The sequence below is a fragment of the Diaphorobacter ruginosibacter genome (assembly GCF_014395975.1).
Classification (GTDB): Bacteria; Pseudomonadota; Gammaproteobacteria; order Burkholderiales; family Burkholderiaceae_C; genus Diaphorobacter_A; species Diaphorobacter_A ruginosibacter.
Window position 1 is genome coordinate 1,511,026 of sequence record NZ_CP060714.1, and the last position, 17,388, is coordinate 1,528,413.

18 protein-coding genes are annotated in these 17,388 nt (G+C 66.1%); 6 read left to right on the forward strand and 12 right to left on the reverse strand.

All coding sequences use genetic code 11. From position 1 onward, the window contains the following. Positions 1–7: 7 nt before the first annotated feature. On the reverse strand, positions 8–829 hold the full coding sequence (locus tag H9K76_RS06875) for a helix-turn-helix domain-containing protein (RefSeq protein ID WP_187599043.1): 822 nt from the start codon (positions 827–829) through the stop codon (positions 8–10). 179 nt (positions 830–1,008) lie between these two features. Next, positions 1,009–1,260: a hypothetical protein gene (locus H9K76_RS06880; RefSeq protein ID WP_187599045.1), complete on the reverse strand. Its 252-nt coding sequence runs from the start codon at positions 1,258–1,260 to the stop codon at positions 1,009–1,011. Positions 1,261–1,858: 598 nt separating this feature from the next. Here H9K76_RS06880 and H9K76_RS06885 point away from each other — a divergent pair. Both H9K76_RS06885 and H9K76_RS06890 read left to right on the forward strand, forming a co-directional pair. Further along, positions 1,859–2,203, forward strand: coding sequence for a c-type cytochrome (locus tag H9K76_RS06885; RefSeq protein WP_187599047.1), 345 nt, complete (start codon positions 1,859–1,861; stop codon positions 2,201–2,203). Between the two features lie 23 nt (positions 2,204–2,226). Next, positions 2,227–3,519 (forward strand): FCSD flavin-binding domain-containing protein, encoded by a 1,293-nt coding sequence (locus tag H9K76_RS06890; RefSeq protein ID WP_187599049.1) that lies wholly within the window; start codon positions 2,227–2,229, stop codon positions 3,517–3,519. A 19-nt stretch (positions 3,520–3,538) separates the two neighbouring features. Here H9K76_RS06890 and H9K76_RS06895 read toward each other — a convergent pair whose 3' ends face one another. Then, on the reverse strand, positions 3,539–4,039 hold the full coding sequence (locus tag H9K76_RS06895) for a nucleoside deaminase (protein ID WP_187599051.1): 501 nt from the start codon (positions 4,037–4,039) through the stop codon (positions 3,539–3,541). Between the two features lie 19 nt (positions 4,040–4,058). After that, on the reverse strand, positions 4,059–5,444 hold the full coding sequence (locus H9K76_RS06900; RefSeq protein WP_187599052.1) for a nucleobase:cation symporter-2 family protein: 1,386 nt from the start codon (positions 5,442–5,444) through the stop codon (positions 4,059–4,061). Between the two features lie 129 nt (positions 5,445–5,573). Here H9K76_RS06900 and H9K76_RS06905 point away from each other — a divergent pair, with 129 nt between their 5' ends. Then, positions 5,574–6,488: a LysR family transcriptional regulator gene (locus H9K76_RS06905; protein WP_187599054.1), complete on the forward strand. Its 915-nt coding sequence runs from the start codon at positions 5,574–5,576 to the stop codon at positions 6,486–6,488. On the opposite strand, the gene H9K76_RS06910 is transcribed toward H9K76_RS06905, so the two are convergent. Next, entirely contained in the window at positions 6,485–7,384 is a 900-nt protein-coding gene (locus H9K76_RS06910; protein ID WP_246475351.1) for an AraC family transcriptional regulator, read from the reverse strand. The two genes, H9K76_RS06905 and H9K76_RS06910, sit on opposite strands and share 4 nt — an antisense overlap. A gap of 212 nt (positions 7,385–7,596) precedes the next feature. On the opposite strand from H9K76_RS06910, the gene H9K76_RS06915 reads away from it, so the two are divergent. Continuing rightward, positions 7,597–8,787 carry an MFS transporter gene (locus H9K76_RS06915; protein ID WP_187599055.1) on the forward strand — a complete coding sequence of 397 codons (1,191 nt, stop codon included), beginning with the start codon at positions 7,597–7,599 and terminating at the stop codon, positions 8,785–8,787. Between the two features lie 31 nt (positions 8,788–8,818). Here H9K76_RS06915 and H9K76_RS06920 read toward each other — a convergent pair whose 3' ends face one another. Next, the gene (locus H9K76_RS06920) at positions 8,819–9,922 is read right to left on the reverse strand and encodes a tartrate dehydrogenase (protein WP_187599056.1); all 1,104 of its coding nucleotides are present in this window, start codon (positions 9,920–9,922) and stop codon (positions 8,819–8,821) included. Between the two features lie 111 nt (positions 9,923–10,033). Between H9K76_RS06920 and H9K76_RS06925 the strand changes: the two genes are divergently transcribed. Further along, positions 10,034–10,945, forward strand: a complete 912-nt coding sequence (locus tag H9K76_RS06925; RefSeq protein ID WP_187599058.1) for a LysR substrate-binding domain-containing protein — start codon at positions 10,034–10,036, stop codon at positions 10,943–10,945. Positions 10,946–10,980: 35 nt separating this feature from the next. Here the strand turns inward: H9K76_RS06925 and H9K76_RS06930 are convergent, their stop codons facing one another. Further along, a complete protein-coding gene (locus H9K76_RS06930) occupies positions 10,981–11,889 on the reverse strand; it encodes an EamA family transporter (RefSeq protein WP_187599059.1) in 909 nt (302 codons plus the stop codon). A 94-nt stretch (positions 11,890–11,983) separates the two neighbouring features. Between H9K76_RS06930 and H9K76_RS06935 the strand changes: the two genes are divergently transcribed. Then, the gene (locus tag H9K76_RS06935) at positions 11,984–12,475 is read left to right on the forward strand and encodes an Lrp/AsnC family transcriptional regulator (RefSeq protein ID WP_246475352.1); all 492 of its coding nucleotides are present in this window, start codon (positions 11,984–11,986) and stop codon (positions 12,473–12,475) included. Positions 12,476–12,520: 45 nt separating this feature from the next. On the opposite strand, the gene H9K76_RS06940 is transcribed toward H9K76_RS06935, so the two are convergent. The 5 genes from H9K76_RS06940 to H9K76_RS06960 form a co-directional block, all read right to left on the reverse strand. Beyond that, on the reverse strand, positions 12,521–12,967 hold the full coding sequence (locus H9K76_RS06940) for a GatB/YqeY domain-containing protein (RefSeq protein WP_187599061.1): 447 nt from the start codon (positions 12,965–12,967) through the stop codon (positions 12,521–12,523). Between the two features lie 177 nt (positions 12,968–13,144). After that, entirely contained in the window at positions 13,145–13,357 is a 213-nt protein-coding gene (gene rpsU / locus H9K76_RS06945; protein ID WP_007833691.1) for a 30S ribosomal protein S21, read from the reverse strand. A gap of 191 nt (positions 13,358–13,548) precedes the next feature. After that, positions 13,549–14,841: an MFS transporter gene (locus H9K76_RS06950; RefSeq protein WP_187599063.1), complete on the reverse strand. Its 1,293-nt coding sequence runs from the start codon at positions 14,839–14,841 to the stop codon at positions 13,549–13,551. A 59-nt stretch (positions 14,842–14,900) separates the two neighbouring features. Then, positions 14,901–16,130: a BaiN/RdsA family NAD(P)/FAD-dependent oxidoreductase gene (locus tag H9K76_RS06955; protein WP_246475353.1), complete on the reverse strand. Its 1,230-nt coding sequence runs from the start codon at positions 16,128–16,130 to the stop codon at positions 14,901–14,903. A 127-nt stretch (positions 16,131–16,257) separates the two neighbouring features. Then, the gene (locus H9K76_RS06960; protein WP_187599066.1) at positions 16,258–17,385 is read right to left on the reverse strand and encodes a sterol desaturase family protein; all 1,128 of its coding nucleotides are present in this window, start codon (positions 17,383–17,385) and stop codon (positions 16,258–16,260) included. Positions 17,386–17,388 lie beyond the last annotated feature (3 nt).

Genomic DNA, 17,388 nt, shown 5'->3' on the forward strand with positions numbered 1-17,388 from the left:
GAGACGGCTACTGGTCCGCCATCGCCCGCAGCGCGCGCTCGCTGGCCGCATCGGCCGGATAGAACATTTCCACGCAGAGCTCCTGCAGGGTCACGTCCCGGGGCGTGCCGAAGCTCGTGACCGTGGTGAACAGCGAGAGGCTGACTTCCGGCAGATCCAGCAGGCAGGGCACGAGCAGCGGCTGCGGCTCCGCAGGGGCGGAAATCTGGCGCGGCGCGTCCTTCAGGCACGGGTAGGCCAGCACCTCGGCCTCCAGCGCCAGCAGCGCGGGGTCGCCGCTGCTGTCGATGGAGCGGCGCAGGTTCGCCAGCAGGTGCTGCGCCCAGTCCTGCAGGTTGCGGGTGTAGCGGGCGAGGCCATCCGGATGCAGCGAGGCGCGATAGATGTTGAGCGTGGGCTCGCGCAGCGCAGCGGGCAGCATCGCCGCCAGCGCCATCGCCGCACGATTGGCTAGCACCACGTTCCAGTGCCTGTCGAGCACCAGCGCGGGATAGGGCTGGTGCGCATCGAGCAGGCGCGTGAGCGCCTCGTGCACGGGGCGCATGTCGGGCGACTGGAGATTGCGCTGCGCATAGCGCGGTGCGTAGCCCGCGGCCAGCAGCATGGTGTTGCGCTCGCGAAGCGGCACGTCAAGCCGGTGCGCCACCGCCATCAGCAACTCGGCGCTGGGCCGCGACCGGCCGGTCTCGATGAAGCTCAGGTGCCGGGTGGACAGCCCGGCATCGAGCGCGAGCTCCATCTGGCTCAGGCGTCGCCGCTGGCGCCAGTCGCGCACGAGGTGGCCAACCGATGGCGCGGCGTGCGCGGTATCCGTGTGAAGGGCGTTCATGCGTCCGACTCTATCGCAGCTTCGCCGCCCGGGCCTGGCAACTGTCTGGCAACTGCGCACGGGCGAACTGCTCCCAGGCCGCATGCTCAACGGGTGTGGAGAGGCTGCGTCGTCCGCAGCTTCCTGCACGGGATGGCCGAAAGTTGTTGTCATGGTTTCCATGTATTCCTGTTGTTGCCTCAGTCCTGGTTCTTCAGGCTGCGAATGTCCGCCGTCTGCTTTCGCAGTGCCACCTTGTCCGCACGGCGCTGCGCGCCCTGGCTGCGGATGTGCTTGCCCGCGGCGCCCGAGGACGCACGCAGGGTCAGTGCATGCGCCACGTGGTTGCGCGGCGTGGGTGGTGGAAGCTGCATGACCAGGGGCTGGCGCATGCGGCGAAGTTTCTTGGTTTGTCCCAGCGCGAAATCGCGCGAGAAGGTTTTTGCACTCATGTGCGCTCCGTGAAAACCGGCAGGTGCGAACGCACGGCTGCGGGCCTTGTGCTCCCGAGCAGGCAGTTACGCGACCGATGAATGAAAGTTCATGCGACGCGCGGGGCCAGCCGGTGCGGATGGAGGCGCGTCAGGGTTGAGTGGTGTGGATCAGGAACAAGGTCATGGGCATCTCCCGGAACAGGAACGTCGGGTGCTGGTGCAGCAGCGGGATCTTCCGCAATGGCGGGCCGGAGGCTGTGCTGCGACTGCGTGCCGGCCGAACGATGGACTGGCACTACAGGGCAAGGCGCGATTGTGGATCGTGCTGGCGCAAAGGTGCAAGCGAGGGCCTGAAAAAATGAGCGAAGTACGATCGAAATCAGGGGATTAAGTAGCAAAAAGGAGACAGCCAGGCGATGGATCCAGTGCATGGCACGGCGGGTGGGGGTGGATGTCCGGCGCTGGGTGCGGGATGGGGCGCGTTCCTGATCGCTCGAAGCTGAAAACAGGGGTTAACCCCTAATCATGCGCGTGCGGCGCTTCCTACATTGAAAGCTCTTCGGTGGCATCGAGCGCATGTGCGCCAGTCCTCCGATGACGACAAGGGAGCCCCACCATGAAACTGATCCGAACCCTCTCGCTCGGTGCGGTCGGCCTGACCGTGCTGTTTGGCGCTGGAGCGTCGATGGCGCAGGCCGGCAATGCCGATGCGTCGCGCGCACTGCATGTGCGGCAACTGGCGGCCAATTGCGCTGCCTGCCACGGCACCGACGGGAAGGCGGTCTCCGGCTCGGCGCTGGCCGTGCTGGCAGGCATGCCCGCCGACCGGATGATCGCCGCACTCACCGAGGCCAAGGCGGGCAAGCGCCCCGATTCCACGGTGATGCATCAGCTGGCCAAGGGGCTGAGCGATGAACAGATCAAGACGCTGGCGGATTACTTCGCCGCCCAGAAACCCTGAAGGAACAACTGGAGGACATCATCATGCAAAGACGTGATCTCTTGAAGGCGTCGGCTTCGGTGGGCGCCCTGGGAACCCTGGGTGCCCTGAGCGGATGCGCGGGCCAGTCCGCGGCGGTCGGCGGTGCCAAGGCCCGTGTGGTCGTGGTAGGCGGTGGTTTCGGCGGAGCCACGGCGGCCAAGTATGTGCGGCTGCTTTCCAGCCAGCGCGTCGATGTGACGCTGGTGGAGCCACAGGACAGTTTCGTGTCCTGCCCGCTCTCCAACCTGGTGCTGGGAGGCAGCAAGTCGATCGCCGACGTGACCACGAGCTACGCGGCGCTGGAGTCGCGCCACGGCGTGCGCCGCGTGAAGGACTGGGTGAAGTCCATCGATCCGCAGAAGAAGACGGTCCAGCTCGCTGGCGGCCAGTCGCTGCCCTATGACAAGCTCATCCTCTCGCCGGGCATCGACCTGATGTGGAGCGGCGTGGAGGGCCTCGAGGCCGCCAATCGCAGCGGCGCGATCCTGCAGGCATGGAAGGCCGGCCCCGAGACGGTGGCACTGCGCCGGCAGCTCGAATCCATGCGCGATGGCGGCGTCTATGCCATCGCCATCCCGGAGGCTCCCTACCGCTGCCCACCCGGCCCCTACGAGCGTGCAAGCCAGGTGGCGCATTACTTCAAGCAGCACAAGCCCAAGTCCAAGGTGCTGATTCTCGACGCGAACCAGGATGTCACGTCCAAGGGACCGCTGTTCAAGAAGTACTGGGCCGAGCAGTACAAGGGCATCATCGAGTACCGCCCGGAGCACAAGGCCGTGGCGGTGGATGCCAAGGCCAATACGGTCAAGTTCGACGTGCAGAACGACGTGCGCGCCGACGTGCTCAACGTGCTGCCGCCGATGCGCGCGGGTGCGATCGCGGTGCAGTCGGGCCTTGCCACGGCGAACGCGCGCTGGTGCCTGGTGGACTACCAGACCTTTGAATCGACCGTGGCCAAGGACGTGCATGTGATCGGCGATTCGATCCAGATCGCGCCCGGCATGCCAAAGTCGGGGCACATGGCCAATGCGCATGCGAAGGTGGCTGCCGCCGCTGTCGTGGCGCAGCTCACGGGCCTGTCCGTGGCCGAGACGCCGCTGCTCACCAACACCTGCTACAGCTACGTCAGCGACAAGCAGGTGATCCACGTCGCATCGGTCCATCTCTACGACGCCAAGGACAAGACCTACAAGACGGTCCCCGGGTCGGGCGGCGTGTCCGCCGCTCCGTCCGATATCGAAGGCGTCTACGCCTGGAACTGGGCGCAGAACATCTGGGCCGACAGCCTGATGTGACAGGCGCGGCCGGGCCGGGTCACTTCGACCAGAAGCCCCGGTGGGGCTCGGCCGCCTCATCTTCCAGCAGGGGGCCGATCACCTGCACATCGCGCTGCCCGCGGGCGAACACCTCGCGGCAGGGCAGCGAGAACGTCGGGTTCTCGGGGTGGTCGCCCGTCAGGCCCAGCAACTTGTGTTCGGACAGCGCGTAGACCACGCGCCCGATGCCCGTCCAGTAGACCGCTCCCGCGCACATTGCGCAGGGCTCCGCGCTGGTGTAGAGCGTGCAGTCGGCCAGCTCCTCGGGCGGCAACAGCCGGGCCGCGCGGGCGGCGGCCACCAGTTCGGCATGTTGCGTCGGGTCGCCCTCGGGCGGCATCGAGTTGTTCTCGGCGGTGCTGACGATCTCTCCATTCGCTCTGGCCACCAGGGCCGCGAACGGGTGGCGGCCATGCGCGCGCGATGCGGCGGAGAGTGCAATGGCGTTGCGCAGCAGATCCAGCTCCTGCGTGTTCAGCGCAGTGTTGTTGTCGTTCATCGGTGTGTCCTTTCCGGGATCATGGGGCCGAGCCTGGAAGGCTCGGATGGGTGGTGGGAGCGGTGTCATGCGCGTGGGCTTCATCCGCCTGCATGGAATCGGCGGAGTGCGCACCGTTGAGCAGGAGGTTGAGCACCACGGCCGTGAAGGCGGCCAGGAAGATCCCGCTTTCGAGTATCAGCTTGAGCGGTCCGGCGAAATGCGCAAACAGCGACGGAAACGACATCGGCAGGACGCCCACGCTGATCGACACGGCGACGACGATCGCGTTCTTCGTGCCGTCGAACTTCACGCGCGAGAGTTCCTGGATTCCGGCCACGGTGGTCATTCCGAACATCACGATCGCGCAGCCGCCCAGCACGGGCCGAGGCACGGAGGCGATCAGTGCTCCGAGCTTGGGGAACAGTCCCATCAGGATCATGATGGCGCCTGCGGCCGCGACCACGTACCGGCTCTTGATCCCGGAGAGCGCGATCAGCCCGGTGTTCTGCGTGAACGCGTTGTAGGGGAAGCTGTTGAAGATGCCCCCAAGGATCGTCGACAGCCCGTCGGCGCGGAACGCATTGGCCAGCGTGAGCTGGGTGGTGGGCCGGCCGACGATCTGGCCGATGGCCAGGCAGTTGCCGGTGGTCTCGGCCATGATGACCATCATGGCGAGCGTCATGATCAGCACCGGCATGGCACCGAATTGCGGCATGCCGAAGGCGAGTGGCGGGCTCAGGTCGAACCAGGGCACCTGCGAGATCTGGCTGAAGTTGGTGTAGCCGAAGATCGCCGCGATCACGGTGCCGGCGATGAGTCCGAGCAGCACGGCGACGTTGCCGACGAAGCCCTTGAAACGGGCATAGATGAACAGCGTGACGGCGATGGTGACGAGCCCGAGCAGCAGGTTCGGGACGCTCCCGAAGTCCGGGGCATCCGGGTTGCCGCCACCAAGCCAGATCGCGGCGGCGGGCATCAGCGATATGCCGATCACCGCAATCAGGCTGCCGATCACCACGGGCGGGAAGTAGCGCAGCATGCGGCTGATGAGCGGCGCCACGGCGATGGTGATGGCTCCACCCGCGATCACGGCGCCGAAGACATAGGGCAGGCCGTATTCCTTGCCGATCATGATCATCGGGGCAAGCGCGATGAATGAACACGCCTGCACCAGCGGCAGCCGCGCACCGAACTTCCAGAATCCGATCGTCTGGATCAGCGTGGCGACGCCCGAGGTGAGCAGGTTGGCGTTGATGAGCAGGACCACCTGTTCGGGGTTCAGTCCCAATGCGGCGCCGAGGATCAGCGGCACCGCCACGGCGCCGGCATAGAGCACCAGAACGTGCTGCAGGCCGAAGCTCGCCATCTGCTGCAAGGGGAGTATGGCATCCACCGGATGCGTGGGTGATGTGGGTGAGTTCATGCGATGTCTCCTGTGCTTGGGCTTCGTTCTTGTTTCCCGGAGCGGATGATCGATCTGATGGATCTATTGTCAAAATTGGTATCCATCTATAAATTGGATGGATTGATCAGGCGACCAAAGGGGAAGTGAATGGCGTATTCGCTGGAGCAGTTGCAGATATTCGCGGCCATCGCCAAGGCCGGATCGTTCTCGGAGGCCGCGCGGCAGATGGGGCGGACGCAGTCGTCGGTAAGCACCGCGATCGCCAATCTGGAGGCGGACTGGAACGTGCTGCTGTTCGATCGCAGCACCAAGGTTCCCGTGATGACGGAGAGCGGCAGGCGCCTGCTGCGCGAGGCGCACGATGTGATGGAGAGCTGCCTGCTGCTGGACGGCCATGCGCAGAGCCTGGGCGAGGCCAACGAAGCGCGCATCACGCTTGCCATCGAGGTGCCCTACAACGTGCTGATGCCGCTGCTGCTCGCATTTGCGCAGCAGTTTCCCTTCGTGGACCTGGACATCCGCAACTCGCTCGACGGTGACGTGAGTGCGCAGGTGCATGACGGCGGCGTCCAACTGGGCGTGGCGTTCTCGCAGCCGCAGTACGAGCGCTCCATCGGTTTCGTGCAGATGGGCAAGTTGGTGATGTCGCATGTGGTGGCGCGCGAACACCCTCTGGCCGCTCCGCAGCGCGTGAGCTTCGCGCAGCTGCGCAAGCACCGGAGACTGGCGTTCAGCGCGTTGGGCGAACGCCTGCCGAGCTCCGAGTACCTGGCCGCCCCGCGCTGCTGGCGTGCCGTGAGCTACACGGCCATGCTGGAGATGGTGAAGGCGGGCATCGGCTGGGCCACGCTGCCGCGCACCATGATCCTGCGCGAACTGGAGGAGGGGCAGCTTGTGGAACTGCGCCTCGAGGCCTATCCCAACACCGACTGGCTGGTGGCCGTGGACCTGTTGTGGAACAAGGGCCAGCGGCTGTCGGCCGGTGCCCTGTGGCTGAAGAACGAACTGGCGAACTTCAAGGTGCGGGAGAAGGACAGCGCGGGGCTGTGGACGGCGTTCTAGGCCGGATCGCCATCACGGCCCTGCATGGCATCCTGTGCCACCGCACTTCCTCGCGCGCTGCGCTGCAGGGCGCTCGGGGTTTGGCCGAAGCTGTGGCGAAACGCGGCGGTGAATGCGCTCGGACTGTCGTAGCCATGTGCCAGCGCTGCCTGCAGCACGCTGGCGCCGGCGGCAAGCATGGGCACCGAGAGCAACAGCCGCGCCTGCCTGCACCAGGCGCCGAGGTTCAGCCCGGTCTCGCGCGCGAACAGGCGCGCCAGCGTGCGCGGATGCATGTGCAGTCCCTCGGCCCAGGCCTCGACGCTGACGGGTTGTGACGGTTCCTCGATGAATTTGCGGCATGTGCGCAGCAGGGCCGGATGCTGCGGCATGGGCACGTGCAGCGCAAGCGGCCTGGCGCGTTCGATTTCGTCCAGGATCAGCGTGAGCAGGCGTTCCTCGCGGCCGCCCGGGGCAAAGTCCAGATCCAGGTCCACCGCGGCAATCACCAGTTCGCGCAGCAGTGGCGTTACCTGGATGACCTGGCAGTGCGCCCACAGCTGGCCCGCGCGCAGGTCGGGCTCGACGAACACGGTGCGCATGGCCACGGGCCCCGATGCCATGCGGATGTCGTGCACCACACCGGGAGGAACCCAGACGGCGCAGCCCGGTGGAACGACCCAGCTGCCCTCCGCGGCGCGCACCAGCATCACGCCAGTGGTGGCATGGAGCAATTGGCCTCGCCTGTGGTTGTGCGGCTCGATGTAGGAGTCCGCTTCGTTGTCCGACGCGTAGGCGACCACCGGATGGGAGGTGTGTTCGCCGTGCAGCGGGTGCGCGAGCGGGTCGGGCTCGGAGCGTGGCATGGCGGCACCGGGCAGGGCGGTGTGCCTGGATGGGCGTTGTCGGGCGGGCATGGCGGGGTGGATGGAGGGGTTACGGGCATTTTGTCAGTTTCTCGACGATTGATGTGATTTCCTCGTGTGAATGCAGGCCGGGTGATTTCTACGATCGAACGCGTTCGTTCAAGTTCATCCGTTCAACCTTTTCATTCATCCATCCGTCCGTCACAAGGAATTTCCATGCCTTCGAGTCCCTCGGCATCCGCTTGCGCCAAAGGAGCGCGCCCATGAATCGCTCACGCCTTGCACTGCTCACCTCGACCCACGCGGTCAACGATCTCTACCAGGGGCTGGTTCCCGCGCTGCTGCCGTTCATGGTGCTCGAACGCGGCTACAGCTATACGGCGGTGAGCGGTCTGATGCTCGCGGCGTCGGGTCTGTCCAGCGTGATCCAGCCGCTGTTCGGCCTGTACGCCGACCGCGAGCCGAGGCCCTGGATGGTGCCGCTTGGCTTCTGTGTGGCCGCGCTCGGACTCATGCTGATGGGCATGAGCGGCAGCTACTGGATGAGCTGGCTTGCCGCTGCGCTCTGCGGGCTCGGCATCGCCGCATTCCATCCGCCCGCGACCGTTGCCGCGCGGATGGCCGGCGGGACGTCGCAGAAGGCGATGAGCGTGTTTTCGGTGGGGGGCACGATGGGGGCCTCCTTCGCTCCGGTGCTGGCGGCCCTGATCGTCGGAGGCGGCATGCTCGGCCGCAGCTGGTTGCTGGCTGCGCCGGCACTTGTCATGCTGCTGGTCTGGTGGGGCTGCACGCGCCATGACGCGCGGGCGGCGTCCGCCGCCGGCAACACCGCCGCACGCAGGGTTGCGCCGCAGGCGCGCAACGACTGGCGCGCGTTCTGGCTGCTGTGCGCGGTCATCGTCGGCTGGTCGATTCCCTATGTCACGGTGATCTCGATGATTGCGCTGTATGTCACGCGCGAGCTGGGCGGCACATCGTTTCAGGGCGCCGCAACGCTCACCACGTTCACCGCCGCCGGCGCCGCGGGCACGCTGCTGGGCGGCTGGGTGGGCGACCGGTGGGGACGCATGCGCTCCATCCGTGCGGGCTATCTGCTGGCGATTCCCGCACTGGCCGGCCTCGCGCTGGCCGGAACGCCCGCACTTGCATGGCTGTGCACGCTGGCCCTGGGGGTGATGCTGTTCCTGCCCTTTGCGGCACAGGTCACACTCGCCCAGGACTACCTGCCGCGCAACCAGGCAACGGCCAGCGGGCTGACCCTGGGACTGGCGATGTCGATCGGCGGCATGGTCGCGCCGCTCTTCGGCATGCTCTCCGATGCGCGCGGCCTGCGGTTCACGCTCTGCACGGTGCTGGTGCTGTTCTGCGTCGCGACCGTGCTGGCCTGGTGCCTGCGCAACAGGGAGCGGGAGATGCCCCTGGCGGAGGCCGGGGCCGCTCCGGCCAGGAGTTGAGGAGCCGCCGCGCGGAGTGGCGCGGCCCGCTTCAGAGCGCGGCGATCCGCGCCGCAACCGCCTCGCCGATCTGCGTGGTGTTCGCCGTGCCGCCCAGGTCCGGCGTGTGCGGTCCGGTCTTGATCACGTCCTCGATGGCCTTCAGGATCGCGTCATGTGCGGCGCGGCCGGCGCCTTCGCCGTGGGTGAGGAAATCCAGCATCAGGGCGCCCGACCAGATCATCGCGATGGGGTTGGCGATGTTCCTGCCGTAGATGTCGGGCGCGGACCCATGCACGGGCTCGAACAGCGACGGGAAGGTGCGGTCCGGGTTCAGGTTGGCCGACGGTGCGAGGCCGATGGTGCCGGTGGTGGCGGGGCCGAGGTCGGAGAGGATGTCGCCGAACAGGTTGGTGGCGGCCACCACGTCGAAGCGGCCCGGCTGCAGCACGAAGCGGGCGGTCAGGATGTCGATGTGCTGCTTGTCGAGCGTGATCTCCGGATAGTCCTTTGCCACGTCTTCCGCACGCTTGTCCCACCACGGCATGCTGATGGCGATGCCGTTGCTCTTGGTGGCGAGCGTGACGTGCTTCTTCGTGCGGCTTTGCGCCAGATCGAAGGCGTACCGGAGCAGCCGGTCCGCTCCCTTGCGCGAGTAGACCGACTCCTGGATGACGATCTCGCGGTCGGTGCCTTCGAACATCACGCCGCCGAGCGAGGTGTACTCGCCCTCGGTGTTCTCGCGCACCACGTAATAGTCGATGTCGCCGGGCTTGCGACCGGCGAGCGGGCAGGGCACGCCTTCGAACAGGCGTACCGGGCGCAGGTTGATGTACTGGTCGAACTCGCGGCGGAACTTGAGCAGCGAGCCCCACAGCGAGACGTGGTCGGGCACGGTGGCAGGCCAGCCCACCGCGCCGAAGAACAGTGCGTCGAAGCCCTGCAGCTGCGCCTTCCAGTCGTCGGGCATCATCTGGCCGTGCCGGGCATAGTAGTCGCAGTGTGCCCAGTCGAAATGCGCGAATTCGAGGTGCAGGCCGAACTTCTTCGCCGCCGCCTCGACGGCGCGCAGCCCCTCGGGCATGACTTCGCGGCCGATGCCGTCACCCGGCAGGACGGCGATGCGATGGGTTTTCTGTGCGACGGGGGTGTTCATGGACGGTATGCCTCGTGTGACTTGAAAGGGATGAATGGCGAATGCCCTTGAGTTTCCACTAAAAACGCAATGAATAAAATAGACGGATCGGCGTCTTATATTTTCCAGTTCGTGAATAATTTTCCAGACCCTCATGACCTGCGCGTCTTTGCCACCGTGGTGCGCAAGGCGGGGTTCTCCGCCGCTGCCGAGGAACTGGGCGCATCGCCTGCCTACGTGAGCAAGCGCATCCGCGTGCTGGAGGAGACGCTGGCGACCCGGCTCCTGCACCGCACGACGCGGCGTGTTGCGGTCACGGAGGAGGGGGAGCGCGTGTTTCACTGGGCGCAGCGCGTGCTCGACGACATGGACCAGCTGATGCAGGAGGTCGCGGTCACGCGACGTGAACCGCGCGGCACGTTGCGTGTGAGCTGCAGCTTCGGCTTTGGTCGGCTGATCGTGGCGCCCGCGCTGTCCAGCCTGGTGGAGAAATACCCCCTGCTGCAGGTCCGGCTGGAACTGGTCGACCGGCTCATCGACGTGGCGGCGGAGGGCTTCGATCTGGACGTGCGCGTGGGTGACGAGATCGCCCCGCATCTGATCGCGCGGCGGCTGGGAAGCAACCACCGTGTGCTGTGCGCCGCACCGGCCTATCTGGCCAGGCGACCCGCTCCCAGGCAGTTGAGCGACCTGGCGGCGCATGACTGCCTTGTCATCAAGGAGCGTGACCATCCGTTCGGCGTGTGGCGGCTCAAGTCCGGTGCGGCCGAGCAAAGTGTGAAGGTGACCGGGCCGCTGTCATCCAATCACGGCGAGGTGGTGGTGCAATGGGCGCTCGACGGGCGCGGTATTGCGTTGCGCTCGATGTGGGACGTGGGCGAGCATCTGCGCACCGGACGGCTCATGCAGGTGCTGCCCGCGTGGCGCCAGGAGGCGAACGTGTGGGCCGTCTACCCCACCCGGCTGCAGGTGTCGGCGAAGGTGCGGGTCTGCGTGGAGTTCCTGCAGGAGTACTTTGCAAGCCATCTGCCGGCCTCCGAGTGACGGTTGGGCGGCCTTCCCTTCCGTCTTTCAGCGGCTCAGGCGGGGGCGGCCAGCTTTCCTTCGGCAACCTGGGGCTGGGTCTCCTGCGGGCGCGCGGTGAGTGCACTACCCATGGCGGCGATCATGATGACGCCGATGGCGGTCCACTGGATCACGGTGAGCTGCTCGTTCAGCAGCAGCATGCCGGCCAATGCGGCCACGGCGGGTTCGGTGGCCAGCATGGTCGAGAAGCCGCTGTGCGACATCCGCTTGAGGGCGAACATCTCGAGGGAGTATGGAATGGCGCTCGAGACGGCCGCTACCGCGAGCCCGTAGATCAGCAAGGAGGGTGTGAGCAGCTTTGCGCCCGCCTCGGCGATGCCGAACGGCACCACGACGACGGCTGCCGAGAGCAGGCCCAGCGACACCACCATGCCGCCATGCATCCTGCCGGCGCGCTTGCCGAGCACGATGTAGCCTGCCCAGCAGGCAGAGGCCGCAATCGCCAGCAGCAAGCCGACCGGATCCAGCGCCCCCACCTGCACGCCGAACAGCGGCAGGATCAGCAGCAGGAACAGGCCGAGCACGGCAAGGGCAAGCCACACCAGGTCGAGCATGCGGCGCGATGTCCAGACCGCCACCGACAACGGGCCGATGAACTCGATGGCCACCGTGATGCCGAACGGCAGGCGCTTGATCGCCATGTAGAACAACAGGTTCATCAGGCCCAGCACGGCACCGAAGACCGCGATCTGCGCAAGATTGGCGCGTGTGGGGCCGAAGCGCCAGGGCCGCCAGATGGCAAGCAGCAGCAGGGCCGAGAAACCCACGCGCAGCGCGGTCGTCCCCTGGGCGCCGATCACGGGAAAGAGGTGTTTGGCAAAGCTCGTCCCCACGCACAGCGAGGTGACCGAGCCGAGCACGGCCAGCGAAGGCAGCAGCCGCTGCCACAGTGTGTTTGACATGGACGGGATATTATTTCGACAGCCGGTGGTAATTTGCCTGTTTTTGACCGGCCTGACGCAATTTTCACTCTATCGAACGACGGATGCACCGCACGTGAATACAGCCCTGGATTCGTTTGACCTGGCCATTCTGGCCATCCTGCAGGCCGACAATCTCACGCCGCAGCGCGAGATTGCGGAGCGGGTGCACCTGTCTCCTGCCGCCGTGCAGCGGCGCATCCGCAGGCTGCAGGACAGTGGCGTGATTGCGGCCAATGCGGCCGTCTTGGACCCGGAGGCGGTCGGCCTGCCGCTGACCATCTTCATCAGCGTGCAACTGGTGAACGAGCTCGATGCCCTCACCGCGCAATTCCGTGCGCGCGTCGCGGCGGAGGTGGCGGTGCAGCAGTGCTACAACGTGACGGGTGACACGGATTATCTGCTGATCGTGGCAGCCGCCGACATGCAGGAATACCAGGCGATCACGCGGCGTCTGTTCGACGGTGACCAGAACATCCGGCGCTTCAATACCTCGATTGCGCTCGGCACCCTCAAGCGCAGCCTGAGCCTGCCGCTGCCGGGGGCGGCATCCACCGGTGGGGCCTGAGCTTGCACCCAGGCCGCCCGGCGGCGGATGCCGGCGCGAGGGCGATCAGCCCGCGAGCGCAGCCTTCACGGCGGCGGAGACCTGTCCCATATCTGCCTTGCCCGCGAGGCGGGACTTGACGGCGCCCATGACCTTGCCCATGTCGCCGGGGCCGGATGCGCCCAGCTCGGCCACGATGGCCTTGACGGCGGCAGTCACTTCTTCGGCGGACATGCGTGCGGGCAGGTAGACCTCGAGCACGGCCAGCTCCGACTTTTCCTTGTCGGCCAGGTCCTGGCGGCCACCGGCCTCGAACTGGGTGATGCTGTCCTTGCGCTGCTTGATGAGCTTGTCGACGATGGCGATGACGGCGGTGTCATCGAGCTCGATGCGTTCGTCGACTTCCTTCTGCTTCATGGCGGCCTGCAGCAGGCGGATGGTGCCCAGGCGCTCCGAGTCCTTGGCGCGCATCGCCGTCTTCATATCCTCAGTGATTCTTTCCTTGAGACTCATGTTTCCACTCCTTGTTTTCCTTGCGTATGTACTGCGGCTCCTCATGCATGACTCCCATGCCTGGAAGCCGCCGGACGACGCGGGGCGATGATGCCCAGGGCCAATAAAAAAGCCGCGCTTGGCGTCCCTAGCGCGGCTTTGGCGTGTAGTGATTACTCGCCGAAACTGACTGACGGATCAGTACAGCTTCTTGGGCAGTTGCATGCTGCGAACGCGCTTGTAGTGACGCTTCACGGCGGCTGCCTTCTTGCGCTTGCGCTCGGCAGTCGGCTTCTCGTAGAACTCGCGAGCGCGCAGGTCGGTCAGCAGGCCCAGCTTTTCGATGGTGCGCTTGAAGCGGCGCAGGGCAACGTCAAAGGGTTCGTTTTCTTTTACACGGATGGTGGTCATTAGCTAATGTTTTCCAATGGTGCTGACAGCGGGTTTTCGGGAAGATCGGGCCCCAAAGCCATGTGCAGCGGTTTTGCCCCGCCTCGAAACTAGTATTGGCCGGCAGGGCTATTGCCAGCAAAGCCCGATATTATAGCCACCCATCGAAGCTTGGCAAGTTGCTATCTTTTTGAGAAGCAGGGGCTGCCTCTTCAGCGCTGGCGGGCCCGGCCCGCCCAGAGCATCAGCACAGCCAGGATCTGCAGGGCCATCGCTCCCGCGAACAGCCAGGCATGGCCCGGTCCGATGGCCAGCAGCAGCGAGAAACCGAGCGGGGCGAATGCATACAGCCCCTGGGAGATCGCCACGATGAGCGCCACCACGCGCGCCACGTCGCTGGCCGCAAAATCGGCCTGGGCGATCAGCGGCGGCAGCGAAATCGTGTTCCCGATGCCCGCGCCGAACAGGATCAGCCCGCACCAGAGCTGCAGTCCCGGAGCCTCCGAGGTCATGAGCAGCAGCGATCCGACGACCTGCATGCCATAGCTCGCGCAGGCCAGAAGCCGGCGCTCGCGCACCGTGGAGAGTGCCTTGGCATAGAGCATGCGGCCCAGCATGGCGCAGGCGGCCACCAGCGTCATGCTCCAGCCGGCTCCCCGAGCCCCCAGTTGCGGCGCAAGCAGCGAGGCATACAGGTGCGAGAGCAGTCCGCTCTGCGCGGCAAGCGACAGGGTCATCGCGGCCGCCAGCGTGACGAAGCGGCGATTGCTCCACAGGCTGCGGCCCGGCAGGGGTTGCCAGGTGACGTTGGCGGCAACCGGTCGGCCCGGGGCCGGGGCGGAGGACATGCCGGGTCCGGCGTCGCCATCCGGCAACTGGCCGAGCATCGCGGGCGTGAACCGCAGCACGCGCCGTGTCAGCCAGAACATGATCCCCAGCATGCCGGTGCTGATGATGACGGCTGCCGCGAGAAACCCGAACTGGGCAATCAGCACGCTCCAGAGCGGCGAGAACACTATGCCGCCCACGCTGGCGCCGTTGTAGGCCTTGGACAGCGCCATGGGGCGGCGCCGGTCGAACCACGGCGATACCATCGCATTGATGCCGGCGGCGCTCATGGTCACCCAGCCCGCGCCCGTGAACAGCGCCGCAGCGAACAACTGCCAGTGCGCACGCGCGGCGGCCCAGCCGACCACCCCGATCGCCAGGGCGCAGGCGCCCGCCAGTGTGGTGCGTGGTACGCCGTGGCGTGCGTGGATGCGCGGCAGCCAGGAGACGACGATCGCTCCGAACAGGAAGTGCAGCGTGATGGCGGCGGAGACCAGCGCGTTCGACCAGTGCATCGACGACGTGACCGCATAGAGGAAGATCGGCGGGCCGTAGAAGCCCAGCCCCCAGCCCAGCACACCCGAGAGGAAGGCCGCGCGCACCACCGCATCACCGTGGAACGGCGCAGCCGGCCGCCTGGGCCCGGCCCTGTCTGTGTCGTGGTGCTGTTCTGGCATGGAGCGGCTATCTTGCCACTGCGCGCCGCGAAGGGGGTTCCGTCAGGCGATATGTGCCGTCAGCAGGGTGCCAGCGCCTCGGCGCAGGCATGGGCGCTTGCCCAGGCCCATTGGAAGTTGTAGCCGCCCAGCCAGCCGGTGATGTCGACCACTTCGCCGATGAAGTACAGGCCCGGCTGCGTCCTGGATTCCATGGTCTGTTGCGCAAGCGCCTTGGTGTCGATGCCGCCGAGCGTCACTTCTGCCTTCTTGTAGCCTTCGGTGCCCGTGGGAATCAGTTCCCAGCGCGAGAGCTGTTCGGCCAGCCTGAGCAGGGCCTTGTCGGAAGCCTCGTTGATCGGCCGCTGCCAGTCCGCGCTCTGCTGCGACCAGGCATCGGCCAGGCGCGAGGGGACGTGGCCTGAGAGCTCGTTGGCGATCAGTTTGCGCGAGCGGGCCTTGGCGTCCTGCAGCAGCGCGGCCATGTTCTGCGAGGGCGCCAGGTTGATGGCCAGCGGCGTTCCGGGCTGCCAGTAGCTCGATATCTGAAGCACGGCCGGCCCCGAAAGCCCGCGGTGCGTGAACAGCAGGTCTTCGAGAAACGCCATGCGTTCCTTCTTGCTGCCGGTGCTGATCTCCACCGGCAGCGCCAGGCCGGCCAGCTGCGCGTAGGGCTCCCAGCCGGCACCGTCGAAGGTGAGGGGAACCAGCCCCGGGCGACGCTCGACGAGCGGCAGTCCGAATTGGGTGGCGACGCGGTAGCCGAAATCCGTGGCACCAATCTTGGGAATGGACAGGCCGCCGGTGGCGATCACCAGGCTGTGAGCATGTACCGTTCCGCGGCCGGTCTCGAGCCGGTAGCGGGCCCCGGCTTCATCCGGGATGGCGGTAACGGACTGCACCGCGCAGGGCTGCCAGTGCGTCACGCCGCCGTCGGCGCATTCGGCCAGCAGCATCTGGATGATGTCTTCCGCGGAGCGGTCGGCGAACAACTGGCCCTTGTGCTTCTCGTGGTAGGCGATGCCGTGCCGTTCGATCAGCGCGATGAAATCGTCCGGCGTGAACCGGGAGAGCGCCGAGCGGCAGAACTGCGGGTTCTGACCGACGAAGTGCTTGTGCGGCGCGCGCACATCGAGGTCGCGGTTGGTGAAGTTGCAGCGCCCGCCGCCCGAGATGCGGATCTTCTCGGCGACCTTGTCCGCATGGTCGATGAGCAGCACCTTGAGCCCGCGCTGGCCCGCCTGGGCGGCGCAAAGCAGGCCGGCGGCACCGGCTCCGATGATGATGGCGTCGTAGAAGGGCGTGGGCACGGGATCTGGAATCTGTGGGTAGGGATGGCGGAAGCGGGGCGGCCCGGCGATGAAAAAACGGGCTCGCCGCATGACGGCGAACCCGTGATTGTCTCAGCAAGGAGCACTGGCCGGCTCCCGGCACCGTTCATCCCTTCCAGACGAACGGAAACTTGAGCTGCTTGAAGAAGCCGTTGGGAACGTAGTCTCCCAGCACGCCGTACTTCTCGGGCCAGACCTTGTCGCTCTTCACCGCCGTGCCGAACAGGTAGTCGATGAAGGCAAAGTGCGCGGCGTAATTCTTGTCGAGCGCCTCCTGGTCCTGGCTGTGGTGCCAGTGGTGGAAGTTGGGCGTCACGATCACGTAGCGCAAGGGCCCCAGCCGCACGCTGACATTCGCGTGGTTGAACACCGCCTGGAAGCCCACGATGATGATGTAGGCGTCGATCACATCCTTGCTGAACCCCAGCACGTAGATGGGGGCCAGCACCAGCGTGCGGGTGATCAGCAGCTCGAGGATGTGCTGGCGCGAGCCGGCCATCCAGTCCATGCTCTTCACGCTGTGGTGCACCGCGTGCAGGCGCCAGAGCAGCGGGATCTCGTGGTAGGCGCGGTGCGTCCAGTACTGCACCATGTCGGCCACCAGGATGATCAGGAACAGCGCCACCCAGAAGTTCAGGCCCGCCACCCAGCCGCGGATGCCGTCGTTGGCAGCCCAGCCGAAGAACCTGTGCACCATGAGGTTGGTGGCCAGCAGCACGAAGCCCACCACCATGTGGTTGACGATGAAGTGGTGGAAGTCGGTCTGCCATTCCTCGCGGAAGATCGGCTGGTCCTTGCGCAGGGCGAATAGCTTCTCGATGAAGATGAAGATCAGCGAGGAGCCGAGCAGGTCGAGAATGAACCAGTCGAGGCCGATGTAAGGCGTGTTGTTCGGGAAGTTCGGGTCCACCTCCACCTTGTGGCCTCCCAGGATGGCGGTGAGCGCCACCAGCCCGAATGCGAAGCTGGAGAGCCAGCGCGAGCGGTTGAAGACGATGTTGACCAGGGAGAGGCCGCCCGCGATCACCATCGCCGCGAACATCACGTTGCGCAGCACGGCCACGTCGTAGCTCTTGCGCAGCTCGGGTGTCGTCAGGTATTGCGGAAAGTGGAAGGCCAGCACGCCCAGGAAGCACAGGCAGCCGAGGGTGAGCGCAATCACGCCGGTGATCAGGCCGCGTCCGGTCTTGAGCTGGCCGTGGCTCTCGGTGAAATCGTTGAGTTTTTCGAGCATGCT

Coding starts and splice junctions, on each gene's coding strand:
- H9K76_RS06960 (WP_187599066.1), bottom strand. CDS start 17,385: ATGCTCGAAAAACTCAACGATTTCACCGAGAGCCACGGCCAGCTCAAG.
- H9K76_RS06885 (WP_187599047.1), top strand. CDS start 1,859: ATGAAACTGATCCGAACCCTCTCGCTCGGTGCGGTCGGCCTGACCGTG.
- H9K76_RS06920 (WP_187599056.1), bottom strand. CDS start 9,922: ATGAACACCCCCGTCGCACAGAAAACCCATCGCATCGCCGTCCTGCCG.
- H9K76_RS06915 (WP_187599055.1), top strand. CDS start 7,597: ATGAATCGCTCACGCCTTGCACTGCTCACCTCGACCCACGCGGTCAAC.
- H9K76_RS06890 (WP_187599049.1), top strand. CDS start 2,227: ATGCAAAGACGTGATCTCTTGAAGGCGTCGGCTTCGGTGGGCGCCCTG.
- H9K76_RS06895 (WP_187599051.1), bottom strand. CDS start 4,039: ATGAACGACAACAACACTGCGCTGAACACGCAGGAGCTGGATCTGCTG.
- H9K76_RS06950 (WP_187599063.1), bottom strand. CDS start 14,841: ATGCCAGAACAGCACCACGACACAGACAGGGCCGGGCCCAGGCGGCCG.
- rpsU (WP_007833691.1), bottom strand. CDS start 13,357: ATGACCACCATCCGTGTAAAAGAAAACGAACCCTTTGACGTTGCCCTG.
- H9K76_RS06900 (WP_187599052.1), bottom strand. CDS start 5,444: ATGAACTCACCCACATCACCCACGCATCCGGTGGATGCCATACTCCCC.
- H9K76_RS06905 (WP_187599054.1), top strand. CDS start 5,574: ATGGCGTATTCGCTGGAGCAGTTGCAGATATTCGCGGCCATCGCCAAG.
- H9K76_RS06940 (WP_187599061.1), bottom strand. CDS start 12,967: ATGAGTCTCAAGGAAAGAATCACTGAGGATATGAAGACGGCGATGCGC.
- H9K76_RS06930 (WP_187599059.1), bottom strand. CDS start 11,889: ATGTCAAACACACTGTGGCAGCGGCTGCTGCCTTCGCTGGCCGTGCTC.
- H9K76_RS06875 (WP_187599043.1), bottom strand. CDS start 829: ATGAACGCCCTTCACACGGATACCGCGCACGCCGCGCCATCGGTTGGC.
- H9K76_RS06910 (WP_246475351.1), bottom strand. CDS start 7,384: ATGCCCGCCCGACAACGCCCATCCAGGCACACCGCCCTGCCCGGTGCC.
- H9K76_RS06880 (WP_187599045.1), bottom strand. CDS start 1,260: ATGAGTGCAAAAACCTTCTCGCGCGATTTCGCGCTGGGACAAACCAAG.